Consider the following 15,226-nt stretch of genomic DNA (forward strand, 5'->3'; position numbering starts at 1 on the left):
CCATGCCAAAACGCACAGACATCAAAAGCATCCTCATCATCGGCGCCGGCCCGATCATCATCGGCCAGGCTTGCGAGTTCGACTATTCGGGCGCGCAGGCTTGCAAGGCGCTGCGTGAAGAGGGCTACAAGGTCGTCCTCGTGAACAGCAACCCGGCGACGATCATGACCGACCCGAACACGGCCGACGTCACGTACATCGAGCCGATCACGTGGGAAGTCGTCGCGCGCATCATCGAGAAGGAGCGCCCGGACGCGATCCTGCCGACGATGGGCGGCCAGACCGCGCTGAACTGCGCGCTCGACCTGCACCACCACGGCGTGCTCGAAAAGTTCGGCGTCGAGCTGATCGGCGCGTCGCCGGAAGCGATCGACAAGGCGGAAGACCGCCAGAAGTTCAAGGACGCGATGACCAAGATCGGTCTCGGTTCCGCGAAGTCGGGCATCGCGCACTCGATGGAAGAAGCGACCAAGGTGCACGCCGAGATCATGGAGTACACCGGCGGCAGCGGCTATCCGGTCGTGATCCGTCCGTCGTTCACGCTCGGCGGCTCGGGCGGCGGCATCGCGTACAACCGCGAGGAGTTCGAAGAGATCTGCAAGCGCGGCCTCGACCTGTCGCCGACGCGTGAACTGCTGATCGAGGAATCGCTGCTCGGCTGGAAGGAATACGAGATGGAAGTCGTGCGCGACCGCGCCGACAACTGCATCATCGTGTGCTCGATCGAAAACCTCGACCCGATGGGCGTGCACACTGGCGACTCGATCACGGTCGCGCCGGCGCAGACGCTCACCGACAAGGAATACCAGATCCTGCGTAACGCATCGCTCGCGGTGCTGCGCGAGATCGGCGTCGACACGGGCGGCTCGAACGTGCAGTTCTCGATCAACCCGAAGGACGGCCGCATGGTCGTCATTGAAATGAACCCGCGTGTGTCGCGTTCGTCGGCGCTCGCATCGAAGGCAACCGGCTTCCCGATCGCGAAGGTCGCGGCGAAGCTGGCGGTCGGCTACACGCTCGACGAGCTGAAGAACGAAATCACCGGCGGCCAGACGCCGGCATCGTTCGAGCCGACGATCGACTACGTCGTCACGAAGATCCCGCGTTTCGCGTTCGAGAAGTTCCGCGAAGCCGATTCGCGCCTGACCACGCAGATGAAGTCGGTCGGTGAGGTGATGGCGATCGGCCGCACGTTCCAGGAATCGTTCCAGAAGGCGTTGCGCGGCCTCGAAGTCGGCGTCGACGGTCTCGACGAGAAGTCGACCGACCGCGACGAGATCGCGATCGAGATCCACGAGCCGGGCCCGGACCGCATCTGGTACGTCGGCGATGCTTTCCGCATCGGCATGACGGCCGAAGAGATCTTCGCGGAAACCGCGATCGATCCGTGGTTCCTCGCACAGATCGAGCAGATCATCCTGAAGGAAAAGGCGCTGTCGGGCCGCACGCTCGCGTCGCTGACGTTCGACGAATTGCGCTACCTGAAGCAGAGCGGCTTCTCCGACCGCCGCCTCGCGAAGCTGCTCGGCGCGTCGCCGGAAGACGTCCGCAAGCGTCGCGTCGAACTGAACGTGCGCCCGGTTTACAAGCGCGTCGACACGTGCGCGGCCGAGTTCGCGACCAAGACGGCCTACATGTACTCGACCTACGAGGAAGAGTGCGAGGCGCAGCCGACCACCAACAAGAAGATCATGGTGCTGGGCGGCGGCCCGAACCGGATCGGCCAGGGTATCGAGTTCGACTACTGCTGCGTGCACGCGGCCCTCGCGATGCGCGAGGACGGTTACGAAACGATCATGGTCAACTGCAACCCGGAAACGGTGTCGACCGACTATGACACGTCCGACCGCCTGTACTTCGAGCCGCTGACGCTCGAGGACGTGCTCGAAATCGTCGACAAGGAAAAGCCGGTTGGCGTGATCGTCCAGTATGGCGGCCAGACACCGCTGAAGCTCGCGCTCGACCTCGAGGCGCACGGCGTGCCGATCATCGGCACGTCGCCGGACATGATCGACGCGGCCGAAGACCGGGAACGCTTCCAGAAGCTGCTGCAGGACCTCGGCCTGCGCCAGCCGCCGAACCGCACCGCGCGCGCCGAAGAAGAGGCGCTCGCGCTGGCGGCCGAAATCGGCTACCCGCTCGTCGTGCGCCCGTCGTACGTGCTGGGCGGCCGCGCGATGGAAATCGTCCACGAGCCGCGCGACCTCGAACGCTACATGCGCGAGGCCGTGAAGGTGTCGAACGATTCGCCGGTGCTGCTCGACCGCTTCCTGAACGATGCGATCGAATGCGACGTCGACTGCATCTGCGACGGCGAGGCAGTGTTCATCGGCGGCGTGATGGAGCACATCGAGCAGGCGGGCGTTCACTCGGGCGACTCGGCATGCTCGCTGCCGCCGTACTCGCTGTCGAAGGAAACCGTGGCCGAGCTGAAGCGCCAGACGGGCGCGATGGCGAAGGCGCTGAACGTGGTCGGCCTGATGAACGTGCAGTTCGCGATCCAGCAGGTGCCGCAGGCGGACGGTTCGAAGCAGGACGTGATCTACGTGCTGGAAGTGAACCCGCGTGCATCGCGCACGGTGCCGTACGTGTCGAAGGCGACCAGCCTGCCGCTCGCGAAGATCGCGGCGCGAGCGATGGTCGGCCAGAAGCTCGCGCAGCAGGGCGTGACGAAGGAAGTCGAGCCGCCGTACTTCAGCGTGAAGGAAGCGGTGTTCCCGTTCGTCAAGTTCCCGGCTGTCGATCCGGTTCTCGGGCCTGAAATGCGTTCGACCGGCGAAGTGATGGGTGTCGGCCAGACGTTCGGCGAAGCGCTGTTCAAGTCGCAACTCGCGGCCGGTTCGCGCCTGCCGGAGTCGGGCACGGTGCTGCTGACCGTGATGGACGCCGACAAGCCGAAGGCCGTCGAAGTCGCGCGCATGCTGCACGACCTCGGCTACCCGATCGTTGCGACCAAGGGTACGGCTGCCGCGATCGAAGCGGCCGGTGTGCCGGTGAAGGTCGTCAACAAGGTGAAGGACGGCCGGCCGCACATCGTCGACATGATCAAGAACGGCGAGATCGCGCTCGTGTTCACGACGGTCGACGAGACGCGCCAGGCGATCGCCGATTCGCGTTCGATCCGCATGAGCGCGCAGGCGCACAAGGTCACGTACTACACGACGATGTCGGGCGCGCGCGCGGCCGTCGAGGGCCTGCGCTACCTGAAGGATCTGGAAGTCTATGATTTACAAGGTCTTCACGCTCGCCTAAACTAAGCAGTCAGTTACCTGTCGAAGCAACACGTGCCGCGGTTAAGCGGTGTTTCCGGTTCGCCGGAAACGCGCTTAATCGCGGTGATTTTTTTTATAGCCGTTTTTAGCGATTGAGCCGTTTATGAGTACCATTCCGTTGACAAAGCGTGGCGCAGAGCAACTGCGCGATGAATTGCAGCGCCTCAAGTCCGTCGAGCGGCCGGCCGTGATCAACGCGATCGCGGAGGCCCGCGCACAGGGCGATCTGTCCGAAAACGCCGAATACGACGCAGCGAAAGAAAAGCAGGGTTTCATCGAGGGCCGTATCGCGGAACTCGAATCGAAACTGTCCGCCGCGCAAATCATCGATCCCACCGTGCTCGACGCCGACGGCCGCGTGGTGTTTGCCGCGACGGTCGAACTCGAGGATCTCGAGTCGGGCGACACCGTGAAGTACCAGATCGTCGGCGACGACGAAGCCGATATCGATCACGGCCTGATTTCGGTGAGCTCGCCGATCGCGCGTGCACTGATCGGCAAGAGCGAAGGCGACGTCGCAGCGGTGCAGGCACCGAGCGGCGTGCGCGAATACGAAATCATCTCGGTCAGCTACGTCTGAAGCGGAGCGACGTGATGCCGCATCGCGTGTTCCGTCTGCTGTCGACCGTATGGGTCGGCAGCCTGCTGACGATCGGGTATGCGGTCGCGCCCGTGCTGTTCAAGACGCTGGAGCGGATGACGGCCGGTACGGTCGCCGCCCAGCTGTTTCGCATCGAGGCGATCCTCGGTGTCGTATGCGGCGTGCTGCTGCTCGCATTGTCGAATCAACAGATACGGCGTGGCAGCGGCGATTATCGTCGCGTGCGCTGGATCATCGCCGCGATGGTCGTGTGCGTGCTGGTCGGGTATTTCGCGCTGCAGCCGTTCATGAACGCGCTGCGGGTGGCCGCGATGGACTCGGGCACCGATATTGCGAACTCGCCGTATGCGAGCCGCTTCGGGATGCTGCACGGTGTCTCGAGCCTGTTCTATCTGGTCGAGAGCGTGCTGGGTCTGATGCTGATCTGGCGTTTGCCCGCGCGCGACGCCTGAGCGTCGCGGGGGGCAGGGCGGCACGGGGGTTCCCGTGCCGCGCAGCAGCATTACTTGCCCTGGTGCGGCCGCTTCGTGCTGGCCTGGCGCTTTTTCGCACGCTTCACCGTACCGCCTGCCGTCACGCGCTCGTTGCCGCGCACGACGACCTTCGTCGGCTTCGGACGACGCACGGGACTCGCGTTCGGCGACACCTTGATGACCTTGACGGTGCGCGGTGCACGGCCCTTCTTGTCGTCGACGGCCTCGGCCGCGCTCGGCAGGGTGCCGGCACGGCGACCGCGGGTCGGGGCGGCCTCGGTAGCCTCGGGCTTCCAGATCACCAGCAGCTTGCCGATGTGCTGGATCGGCGCCGCGTTCAGGCGATCGCAGATCTCGTCGTAAATGGCGACGCGCTCATCGCGCTCGTCGCCGAACACGCGGATCTTGATCAACTGGTGCGCGGCGAGGTGCACCTTGATTTCCTTCAGCACGGCGTCGGTGAGCCCTTCGGCGCCGATCAGCACGACGGGCTTGAGCGCATGGGCCTGGGAGCGCAGCGCGGAGCGCTCGGCGGGGGAAAGCGAAAGGGCGGGCATGGAAATATCGGAATCTAAATAAGGGCGCACTGCGTTGGGTGTAAACCGCGGACAGTTACCGCGTCAGCCGCGCGCCGAAACCACGTAAAATCGCGGCTTGGGCCTTGAAAGGGCCGCAGCCGCGCGAAGAAGACGCGTATTATCCGCCAAAAGCACGGCTTCACGAAGCAAATAGCAGCAATCTCTCTCTCGAATGGCAAAAAACCGCTTTAACCAGCACTGGCTGCACGACCACATCAACGACCCGTACGTCAAAATGGCGCAGCGGGAGGGCTATCGCGCGCGCGCCGCGTACAAGCTGAAGGAAATCGACGAGCAGGACAAGCTGATCCGTCCGGGCCAGGTGATCGTCGACCTCGGCGCGACGCCGGGCAGCTGGAGCCAGTATGCCCGCAACAAGCTCGCGCAGGGCAAGAAGCGTGACGCGGAGCGCGAAGGCGGCATCGATGGCACGATCGTTGCGCTCGACATCCTGCCGATGGAGCCGATCGCCGACGTTCACTTCCTGCAGGGCGACTTCCGCGAGGACGCCGTTCTCCACCAGCTCGAAGAAGTGCTCGAAGGCCGCTCGGTGGACCTTGTTATTTCGGACATGGCCCCCAACCTCTCCGGTGTGGCTTCGGCGGACGCGGCGCGCATCGAACATCTGTGCGATCTGGCGCTCGAATTCGCGCAGAACCACCTGAAGCCGGACGGGGCGCTGCTGGTGAAGTGTTTCCACGGCAGCGGCTACAGCCAGATCGTTGAAAAGTTCAAACAGCAGTTTAAGGTCGTCGCGCCGCGCAAGCCGAAGGCGTCCCGCGACAAATCGTCCGAAACGTTCATTTTGGGTCGGCAACTGAAGCATCCGCGGTAATGCGGAGCGGGGTGCCGCAAACGGGCTCCGGCCCTTGCCTGACAAGCGAATCGCTATCGCGGCGGTTGTCAATGCTTATGGCGAGGGTGGTCGGACTGGATTAGAATGACCGAGGAGCGCCGCAAGGAAAATGTAGGCGCTCGTCTACGAGTGAAGGAGTGGTGCTTTGAACAACAATATGTTTTCGAAGGCAGCAGTGTGGCTGGTGATCGCACTGGTGCTGTTTACGGTGTTCAAGCAGTTCGACAAGCCCCGCGTCCAGGAAGGTGTGTCCTATTCGCAGTTCATGGACGACGCCAAGAACGGCAAGGTCAAGAATGTCGTCGTGCAGGGGCGCAACCTCACCGTCACTCCGGCTGATGGCCAGAAATACCAGATCGTGTCGCCCGGCGACATCTGGATGGTCGGCGATCTGATGAAGTACGGCGTGCAGGTCAGCGGCAAGGCCGACGACGAGCCGAACGCACTGATGTCCGCGCTGTACTACCTCGGGCCGACGATCCTGATCATCGTGTTCTGGTTCTACATGATGAGGCAGATGCAGGGGGGCGGCAAAGGCGGCGCATTCTCGTTCGGGAAATCGCGCGCGCGGCTGATCGACGAGAACAACAACGCGGTGAACTTCTCCGACGTCGCGGGCTGCGACGAAGCGAAGGAAGAAGTGTCCGAGCTCGTCGACTTCCTGCGCGATCCGCAGAAATTCCAGAAGCTGGGCGGTCGCATTCCGCGCGGCGTGCTGCTCGTCGGCCCTCCGGGTACCGGCAAGACGCTGCTCGCCCGCGCGATCGCCGGTGAAGCGAAGGTGCCGTTCTTCAGCATCTCGGGTTCGGACTTCGTCGAAATGTTCGTCGGCGTCGGCGCGGCCCGTGTGCGCGACATGTTCGAGCAGGCGAAGAAGCACGCGCCGTGTATCGTGTTCATCGACGAAATCGACGCGGTCGGTCGCCATCGCGGCGCCGGTATGGGCGGCGGCAACGACGAACGCGAGCAGACGCTGAACCAGATGCTGGTCGAAATGGACGGCTTCGAAGCGAACTCGGGCGTGATCGTGATCGCCGCGACCAACCGCTCCGACGTCCTCGACAAGGCGCTGCTGCGTCCGGGCCGTTTCGACCGCCAGGTCTATGTCGGCCTGCCGGACATCCGCGGCCGCGAGCAGATCATGCGCGTGCACCTGCGCAAGGTGCCGATCGCGAACGACGTCGACGCAGCGGTCATTGCACGCGGCACGCCGGGCTTCTCGGGCGCCGATCTCGCGAACCTCGTGAACGAAGCGGCGCTGTTCGCCGCCCGTCGCGGCAAGCGCATCGTCGAGATGCAGGATTTCGAGGACGCGAAGGACAAGATCTTCATGGGTCCGGAGCGCAAGTCGGCCGTGATTCGCGAAGAGGCGAAGCGCGCGACGGCTTACCACGAGTCGGGCCACGCGGTGATCGCGAAGCTGCTGCCGAAGGCCGACCCGGTGCACAAGGTCACGATCATCCCGCGCGGTCGCGCGCTCGGTGTCACGTGGCAGTTGCCGGAGCACGACAACGAAACGTATTCGAAGGACTACCTGCTCGATCGCCTGGCGATCCTGTTCGGTGGCCGCGTGGCCGAGGAGTTGTTCCTGAACCTGATCAGCACCGGCGCATCGGACGACTTCAACAAGGCGACGCAGACGGCGCGTGCGATGGTGGCCCGTTTCGGCATGACCGACGCGCTCGGGCCGATGGTCTACGTCGACGACGAGAGCGACAACGGCCCGTTCGGCCGCGGCTTCACGCGCACGATCTCGGAAGCGACGCAGCAGAAGGTCGACGGCGAAATCCGCCGCGTGCTCGACGAGCAGTACAACCTTGCACGCCGCCTGCTCGAAGAGAACCGCGACAAGGTCGAAGCGATGACGGCTGCGCTGATGGAGTGGGAAACGATCGACGCCGATCAGATCAACGACATCATGGAAGGGCGCCCGCCGCGCTCGCCGAAGAGCTCGCCGGCTATCGGCGGCGACTCGCCGGGCGGCGGCACGACCGCCGAAGTGAAGCCCGGCAACGCGCCGGCGCCTGCTTCACCAGCCTGACCTCCGCTGTAGCACCGTTCACGGGCTGGTGTGGCTTCACACCGGCCCGTTTTGCATTCATCAACGCATCCCGCCCGTGTCCGATCCCGCTGTTTCTGTCCGCATCCCCGCGCCGCTCCAGTGCGGCCGTTTCTCGTTGACGTTCGAACGCCCGCTCGTGATGGGCATCCTCAACGCGACCCCCGATTCGTTTTCCGACGGCGGCCGCTTTCTTGCCCGCGACGACGCGCTGCGCCAGGCCGAGCGGATGATTGCCGAAGGGGTCGACCTGATCGATATCGGCGGCGAATCGACGCGCCCCGGCGCGCCGCCGGTGCCGCTCGACGAGGAACTCGCGCGCGTGATTCCGCTGGTCGAAGCGCTGCGGCCGTTGAACGTGCCGCTGTCGATCGACACCTACAAGCCGGCCGTGATGCGTGCGGCGCTCGCCGCCGGCGCGGACCTGATCAACGACATCTGGGGGTTCCGCCAGCCGGGTGCGATCGATGCGGTGCGCGAAGGCAACAGCGGGCTGTGCGCGATGCACATGCTCGGCGAGCCGCAGACGATGCAGGTCGGTGAGCCCGACTACGGCGACGTCGTGACCGACGTGCGCGACTTTCTCGCCGAACGTGCGCAGGCGTTGCGCGATGCGGGTGTCGCGCCGGAGCGGATCTGCGTCGATCCCGGCTTCGGGTTCGGCAAGGCCGTGATCGACGACAACTACGCGCTGCTGGCCGCATTGCCCGATACGGCGCCCGCACGGCCCGACGGGCGCGCTTATCCGATTCTCGCGGGCATGTCGCGCAAGTCGATGCTCGGCGCGGTGATCGGCGGCAAGCCGCCGATGGAGCGCGTCGCGGCAAGCGTGGCGGCCGCGTTGTGCGCGGTCGGGCGGGGCGCCGCGATCGTGCGGGTGCACGACGTCGCAGCGACGGTCGATGCGCTGAAGGTCTGGAACGCCGTGCGCGAAGCCGCGCGGCAACGATAAGTCAGAAAGACGAAGGAGGAAGGTTCGCCATGGGACGTCGATATTTCGGCACGGACGGCATTCGCGGCACGGTGGGCGAGGCGCCCATCACGCCCGATTTCGTGTTGCGCCTCGGTTATGCAGCCGGCAAGGTTCTGGCCGGCTCGGCCGACGTCGCGGCGGGTGCGCGTCCGACGGTGCTGATCGGCAAGGACACGCGCGTGTCGGGCTACATGCTCGAGGCCGCGCTCGAGGCCGGCTTCTCGGCCGCCGGCGTCGACGTGATGCTGGCCGGCCCGATGCCGACGCCGGGCGTCGCGTACCTGACGCGTGCGCTGCGCCTGTCGGCCGGCGTCGTGATCAGCGCGTCGCACAACCCGTATCACGACAACGGAATCAAGTTCTTTTCCGCGGACGGCAACAAGCTGCCCGACGACACCGAAGCCGCGATCGAAGCGTGGCTCGACAAGCCGCTCGAATGCGCGGCGTCGGACGGTTTGGGCAAGGCACGCCGTCTCGACGACGCGGCCGGCCGCTACATCGAGTTCTGCAAGAGTACGTTCCCGGCCGCGTTCGACCTGCGCGGTCTGAAGCTCGTGATCGACTGCGCGCACGGCGCTGCCTACCAGATCGCGCCGCACGTGTTCCACGAGCTCGGCGCGGACGTGATCCCGATCGGCGTCGCGCCGAACGGCTTCAACATCAACGACGGTGTCGGCGCGACGGCGCCCGACGCGCTGGTGCGCGCGGTGCGTGCGAACCACGCGGACCTCGGCATCGCGCTCGACGGCGATGCGGACCGCCTGCAGGTCGTCGACTCGACCGGCCGGCTGTTCAATGGCGACGAGTTGCTCTACGTGCTCGTGAAGGACCGCATCGCGACCGACGGCAAGGTGGACGGCGCGGTCGGCACGCTGATGACGAACCTCGCGGTCGAAGTCGCGTTGCAGCGCGAAGGCGTGAAGTTCGTGCGTGCGGCGGTCGGCGACCGCTACGTGCTCGAGCAACTGCGCGAGCACGGCTGGCAGCTCGGCGCGGAAGGCTCGGGCCACATTCTGTCGCTCGACCGGCATTCGACCGGCGACGGCATCGTGTCGGCGCTGCTAGTACTGGCCGCGCTCAAGCGCAGCGGCCGCACGCTCGCGCAGATGCTCGACGGCGTCACGCTGTTCCCGCAGAAGCTGATCAACGTCCGGATGAAGCCGGGCGCCGACTGGAAGGGCAGCGCATCGATTCGCGCGGCGATTGACGCGGCCGAGGGCGCACTGGCCGGTCGCGGCCGCGTGCTGATCCGCGCGTCCGGTACCGAGCCGGTGCTGCGCGTGATGGTGGAAGCGCAGCAGGCGGCCGATGCGACCCGCCATGCGGAGGCGATTGCCGACGCGGTGCGCGAAGCGACGGCCTGACCCGCAGCGGCGGGTGCGCGACGGTCGGCCGCGTGCGCATCGCCCCGGGGTCATCGACATGCGGCGCCTTCGGGCGCCGCGTTTTCGTTGGCCGCAAAGGTTTGCGATCCGGCCGGAAGGCGTCTTCGACGCGGATTTCGTCTGATGGAAGACGCCGTTCGACCCTGTCGTATCGGTGCTCCGGCGGCGGGCTTTCTGGCCCTGTTTTCGCCGCACCACGATTGGCTCGTGCACTCCGTCAGCGGGTGTCCGGGCGCCTCTCCCGCCCCGGCAATTCTTGCCGCCATCCCCGCCACGCGAGGCCGCCACGGCCCCGTGCGCACCGCCCGCTACACCCTTTCAACCGGTCATGTTACTGTCACGCCAGTTTCATCGATTGTCACATTACCGTCATGAGCAGCCCCTAACCTTCGCGGTGCCGTAGTCATCCGCTCACACACTGGAGGTCTCATGAAATTGATGCAAACCGCGATTGCCGGCCTGGCTGGCGCGCTTTTCGCAGTCGCCGCGCAAGCTGCCGACATCACGGGCGCAGGCAGCACGTTCGCGATGCCGATCTATACGAAATGGGCTGCTGACTACCAGCAGTCCGGCGGCGCGAAGGTGAACTACCAAGGTATCGGTTCGTCGGGCGGCCTGAAGCAGATCAATGCCAAGACGGTCGATTTTGCCGGTTCGGACGCTCCGCTGAAGGACGACGAACTCGCGAAGGAAGGCCTGTTCCAGTTCCCGACGGTGGTCGGCGGCGTGGTGCCGGTCGTCAACGTGCCGGGCGTGAAGGCCGGCGAACTGACGCTGTCGGGCCCGGTGCTCGGCGACATCTACCTCGGCAAGATCAAGAAGTGGAACGACCCGGCGATTGTCGCGCTGAACCCGAAGGTCAAACTGCCGGATACGGACATCGCGGTCGTTCGCCGCGCTGACGGTTCGGGCACGAGCTTCATCTGGACGAACTACCTGTCGAAGGTCAACGGCGAGTGGAAGTCGAAGATCGGCGAAGGCACGACGGTCAACTGGCCGACGGGCACGGGCGGCAAGGGTAACGACGGCGTCGCGGCCTTCGTGCAGCGCCTGCCGGGCGCGATCGGCTACGTCGAATGGGCGTACGCGAAGAAGAACAACATGACGTACACGGCGCTGAAGAACACGTCGGGTGCCGTCGTCGAGCCGAAGACCGAAACGTTCAAGGCAGCGGCTGCGGGCGCAAACTGGTCGAAGTCGTTCTACCAGATCCTGACGGACGAGCCGGGCAAGGACGCATGGCCGGTCGTCGGCGCGACCTTCGTGCTGCTGCATGCTAAGCAGGACAAGCCGGGCCAGGGCGCCGAAACGCTGAAGTTCTTCGACTGGGCGTTCAAGAATGGCGAAAAGGCTGCCGACAGCCTCGACTACATCTCGCTGCCGCCGGCAGTCACGGCCGAGATCCGCAAGCAGTGGAAGGTGAAGGTCACGGACGCGTCGGGCAAGCCGGTCGCCGCGGAGTAAGCAATACAGCGGTTCGCTGCCCGGCCGTGCCGGCCGGGCAGTGTGTGCGGTAAGGCCGGGCGTCACGGCGCCCGGCGATCCAGAACAGGCGCCCATGTCTGAAATTTCCTACACGTCTTCCCGGTCCGCCGACGCCGCGTCGCAACGCGCGCCGAGCCGTCTCGGCGACGTCATCTTCGGCGGCCTTGCACGGCTTGCCGCGATCGTGACCCTGCTGCTGCTGGGCGGGATCATCGTTTCCCTGATCATTGCGTCGCTGCCGACCATCCAGAAGTTCGGCCTCGCGTTCCTGTGGCAATCCGAGTGGGATCCGAACTCGGATGTCTATGGCGCACTCGTGCCGATCTACGGCACGATCGTGACGTCGCTCATCGCACTCGTCATCGCGGTGCCGGTCAGCTTCGGCATCGCGCTGTTCCTCACCGAGCTGTCGCCCGTGTGGCTGCGCCGCCCGCTCGGCATCGCGATCGAGTTGCTCGCCGCGATTCCGTCGATCGTGTACGGCATGTGGGGGCTGCTCGTGTTCGCCCCCATCTTCGCCGAATACTTCCAGAAGCCGATCGGCCGTCTCTTCAAGGACGTGTGGGTGCTCGGCCCGCTGACGGCTGGCCCGCCCATCGGCATCGGCATTCTCGCGGCCGGCGTGATCCTCGCGATCATGATCATCCCGTACATCGCGTCGGTGATGCGCGACGTGTTCGAAGTCACGCCCGTGCTGCTGAAGGAGTCGGCGTACGGGATCGGCTGCACGACGTGGGAAGTGATGTGGAAGGTCGTGCTGCCCTACACGAAAACCGGCGTGATCGGCGGCGTGATGCTCGGCCTCGGCCGCGCGCTCGGCGAGACGATGGCCGTGACGTTCGTGATCGGCAATACGAACCTGCTCGACAGCGTGTCGCTGTTCGCGTCGGGCAACAGCATCACGTCGGCGCTCGCGAACGAATTCGCGGAAGCGGAGCCGGGCCTGCATACGTCCGCACTGATGGAACTGGGCCTGATCCTGTTCGTGATCACGTTCATCGTGCTGTCCATCTCCAAACTGCTGTTGCTTCGTCTCGAGAAGGGAGAGGGCAAGAAATGAGCGAGCCCATCATGAATTTCCCGGGGCCGGACGGCGCCGTGCTCGACGCGATGCGCAGCCGTCTGCAGCGCAAGCGCAAGGTGACCAACGCGATCGCGCTCACCGCGTCGCTGGGTGCGATGGCATTCGGTCTGCTGTGGCTCGTGTGGATCCTGTACACGACCGTGCATCTCGGTATCGGCGGCCTGTCGCTGCAGTTGTTCACCGAATCGACGCCGGCACCGAACACGGAAGGCGGCGGTCTCGCCAACGCGATCGTCGGCAGCTTGCTGCTGTGCGGTTTCGGCACGCTGATCGGTACGCCGATCGGTATCCTCGCGGGCGTCTACCTCGCCGAATACGGCCAGAAGAACCTGCTGGCGGGCACGATCCGCTTCATCAACGACATCCTGTTGTCGGCGCCGTCGATCGTCATCGGCCTGTTCGTGTACGCGATCGTGGTCGCGAAGTCCGGACGGTTCTCGGGCTGGGCCGGCGTCATCGCGCTCGCGCTGCTGCAGATTCCGATCGTGATCCGCACGACCGAGAACATGCTGAAGCTGGTGCCGAACGCGCTGCGCGAAGCGGCCGTCGCACTTGGCACGCCGAAGTGGCGCATGGTGCTGAAGATCACGCTGCGCGCGTCGGTTGGCGGGATCGTGACGGGCGTGCTGCTCGCGATCGCGCGGATCGCCGGCGAAACGGCGCCGCTGCTGTTCACGGCACTGTCGAACCAGTTCTTCTCGTGGGACATGAGCCAGCCGATGGCCAACCTGCCCGTCACGATCTACAAGTTCGCGATGAGCCCGTTCGCGGAATGGCAGTCGCTCGCATGGGCGGGCGTGTTCCTGATCACGCTCGGGGTGCTCGGACTCAACGTCCTGGCGCGTTCGATCTTCTCGAAAAAGTAACGGCGGAGCAATCCGATGAATATGGCAGAGAGCCACCTGAATCCCGTCGAGCGCACTGCAGCGCCCGCCGGCACGCAAGACGCGACGCATGGCCGTCCGCTGGCGCCGCTGAACGCGAAGATCGAGGTCAACAACCTCAACTTCTTCTACAACAAGTTCCACGCGCTGAAGAACATCAACCTGCGTATTCCCGAAGGGAAGGTGACGGCGTTCATCGGCCCGTCGGGCTGCGGCAAGTCGACGCTGCTGCGCACGTTCAACAAGATGTATGCGCTCTATCCGGAGCAGCGCGCCGAAGGCGAAATCATGATGGACGGCGAGAACCTGCTGACCACCAAGCGTGACATCTCGCTGCTGCGCGCGCGGATCGGCATGGTGTTCCAGAAGCCGACCCCGTTCCCGATGTCGATCTACGACAACATCGCGTTCGGCGTGAAGATGTTCGAAAAGCTCACGCGCTCGGAGATGGACGATCGCGTCGAGTGGGCGCTGACGAAGGCCGCGCTGTGGAACGAAGTGAAGGACAAGCTGAACCAGAGCGGCTATGGCCTGTCCGGCGGTCAGCAGCAGCGTCTGTGTATCGCGCGCGGCATTGCAATTCGTCCGGAAGTGCTGCTGCTCGACGAGCCGTGCTCGGCGCTCGACCCGATCTCGACGGGCCGCATCGAAGAGCTGATCGCGGAGCTGAAGAGCGACTACACGGTCGTGATCGTCACGCACAACATGCAGCAGGCCGCACGCTGCTCGGACTTCACGGCCTACATGTACCTGGGCGAACTGATCGAATTCGGCGAAACCGAAAAGATCTTCATCAAGCCGGTGCGCAAGGAAACGGAAGACTACATCACCGGCCGCTTCGGCTGATGACGGAGAACAACAACCATGTCGGATAAACATCTGTCGAGCCAGTTCGACGCGGATCTCAATGCCGTGTCGTCGAAAGTGCTGGAAATGGGCGGCCTCGTCGAGTCGCAGATCGTCGGCGCGATGCATGCGCTGAACGAGTTCGACCGCGACGCCGCCGAGCGCGTGATCACGGCCGAGGAAACGCTGAACGCGATGGAGGTCGATATCGACCAGGAGTGCGGCAACATCATCGCGCGGAGACAGCCTGCCGCGCGTGACCTGCGTCTTCTGATGTCGATTTCGAAAACGATTACGAACCTCGAGCGCGCCGGCGACGAGGCCGAGAAGATCGCGAAGCGCGTGCGTCGCCTGGTCGACGAACCGGCCGCGCGCACGGTGAACATCGCCGAGATCAAGGTGTCGGGCGAGATGGCCGTGACGATCCTGCGCCGCGCGCTCGACGCGTTTGCGCGCCTCGATACGGTGGCCGCCGCGCAGATCGTCAAGGACGACAAGGAAATCGATCAGGAATTCCGCGCGTTCGTGCGCAAGCTCGTGTCGTACATGCAGGAAGATCCGCGCACGATCTCCGTCGGCCTCGAATACCTGTTCATCGCGAAGGCGATCGAACGGATCGGCGATCACGCGAAGAACATCGCCGAGTTCATCATCTACATCGTGAAGGGCACCGACGTGCGGCACCAGCCGCGCGACACGCTCGACCGCGAAGCCAACAGTTAACGCGTCC

13 protein-coding genes are annotated in these 15,226 nt (G+C 64.8%); 12 read left to right on the forward strand and 1 reads right to left on the reverse strand.

What is annotated here, in order from left to right:
- The first annotated feature begins 2 nt into the window (after positions 1–2).
- The 3 genes from carB to J7024_RS12205 all read left to right on the forward strand — a co-directional run bounded on the left by carB (position 3) and on the right by J7024_RS12205 (position 4,325).
- Positions 3–3,257: a carbamoyl-phosphate synthase large subunit gene (gene carB / locus J7024_RS12195; protein ID WP_124829575.1), complete on the forward strand. Its 3,255-nt coding sequence runs from the start codon at positions 3–5 to the stop codon at positions 3,255–3,257.
- Between the two features lie 118 nt (positions 3,258–3,375).
- Positions 3,376–3,852 carry a transcription elongation factor GreA gene (gene greA / locus J7024_RS12200; RefSeq protein ID WP_027784079.1) on the forward strand — a complete coding sequence of 159 codons (477 nt, stop codon included), beginning with the start codon at positions 3,376–3,378 and terminating at the stop codon, positions 3,850–3,852.
- A 14-nt stretch (positions 3,853–3,866) separates the two neighbouring features.
- Positions 3,867–4,325 (forward strand): DUF4149 domain-containing protein, encoded by a 459-nt coding sequence (locus tag J7024_RS12205; RefSeq protein ID WP_124829574.1) that lies wholly within the window; start codon positions 3,867–3,869, stop codon positions 4,323–4,325.
- Between the two features lie 50 nt (positions 4,326–4,375).
- On the opposite strand, the gene J7024_RS12210 is transcribed toward J7024_RS12205, so the two are convergent.
- On the reverse strand, positions 4,376–4,903 hold the full coding sequence (locus J7024_RS12210; protein ID WP_124829573.1) for a YhbY family RNA-binding protein: 528 nt from the start codon (positions 4,901–4,903) through the stop codon (positions 4,376–4,378).
- A 193-nt stretch (positions 4,904–5,096) separates the two neighbouring features.
- On the opposite strand from J7024_RS12210, the gene J7024_RS12215 reads away from it, so the two are divergent.
- From J7024_RS12215 to phoU, 9 genes are all read left to right on the forward strand, one after another.
- On the forward strand, positions 5,097–5,759 hold the full coding sequence (locus tag J7024_RS12215) for an RlmE family RNA methyltransferase (RefSeq protein ID WP_096502756.1): 663 nt from the start codon (positions 5,097–5,099) through the stop codon (positions 5,757–5,759).
- Positions 5,760–5,925: 166 nt separating this feature from the next.
- Positions 5,926–7,821 carry an ATP-dependent zinc metalloprotease FtsH gene (ftsH, locus tag J7024_RS12220; RefSeq protein ID WP_124829572.1) on the forward strand — a complete coding sequence of 632 codons (1,896 nt, stop codon included), beginning with the start codon at positions 5,926–5,928 and terminating at the stop codon, positions 7,819–7,821.
- A 76-nt stretch (positions 7,822–7,897) separates the two neighbouring features.
- Positions 7,898–8,791, forward strand: a complete 894-nt coding sequence (gene folP, locus J7024_RS12225) for a dihydropteroate synthase (RefSeq protein ID WP_124829571.1) — start codon at positions 7,898–7,900, stop codon at positions 8,789–8,791.
- 29 nt (positions 8,792–8,820) lie between these two features.
- On the forward strand, positions 8,821–10,176 hold the full coding sequence (gene glmM / locus J7024_RS12230) for a phosphoglucosamine mutase (protein ID WP_124829570.1): 1,356 nt from the start codon (positions 8,821–8,823) through the stop codon (positions 10,174–10,176).
- A gap of 450 nt (positions 10,177–10,626) precedes the next feature.
- Positions 10,627–11,661, forward strand: coding sequence for a phosphate ABC transporter substrate-binding protein PstS (gene pstS, locus J7024_RS12235; protein ID WP_124829569.1), 1,035 nt, complete (start codon positions 10,627–10,629; stop codon positions 11,659–11,661).
- 94 nt (positions 11,662–11,755) lie between these two features.
- Positions 11,756–12,742 (forward strand): phosphate ABC transporter permease PstC, encoded by a 987-nt coding sequence (gene pstC / locus J7024_RS12240; RefSeq protein ID WP_124829568.1) that lies wholly within the window; start codon positions 11,756–11,758, stop codon positions 12,740–12,742.
- Positions 12,739–13,632 carry a phosphate ABC transporter permease PstA gene (gene pstA, locus J7024_RS12245; protein WP_124829567.1) on the forward strand — a complete coding sequence of 298 codons (894 nt, stop codon included), beginning with the start codon at positions 12,739–12,741 and terminating at the stop codon, positions 13,630–13,632. Before pstC ends, pstA begins: the two co-directional genes overlap by 4 nt.
- 15 nt (positions 13,633–13,647) lie before the next feature.
- A complete protein-coding gene (gene pstB / locus J7024_RS12250; protein WP_124829566.1) occupies positions 13,648–14,496 on the forward strand; it encodes a phosphate ABC transporter ATP-binding protein PstB in 849 nt (282 codons plus the stop codon).
- A gap of 18 nt (positions 14,497–14,514) precedes the next feature.
- The gene (phoU, locus tag J7024_RS12255; protein ID WP_124829565.1) at positions 14,515–15,219 is read left to right on the forward strand and encodes a phosphate signaling complex protein PhoU; all 705 of its coding nucleotides are present in this window, start codon (positions 14,515–14,517) and stop codon (positions 15,217–15,219) included.
- Positions 15,220–15,226: the final 7 nt, after the last annotated feature.

The sequence above is a fragment of the Burkholderia sp. WTPI3 genome, assembly GCF_021483755.1.
Lineage (GTDB): Bacteria > Pseudomonadota > Gammaproteobacteria > Burkholderiales > Burkholderiaceae > Burkholderia.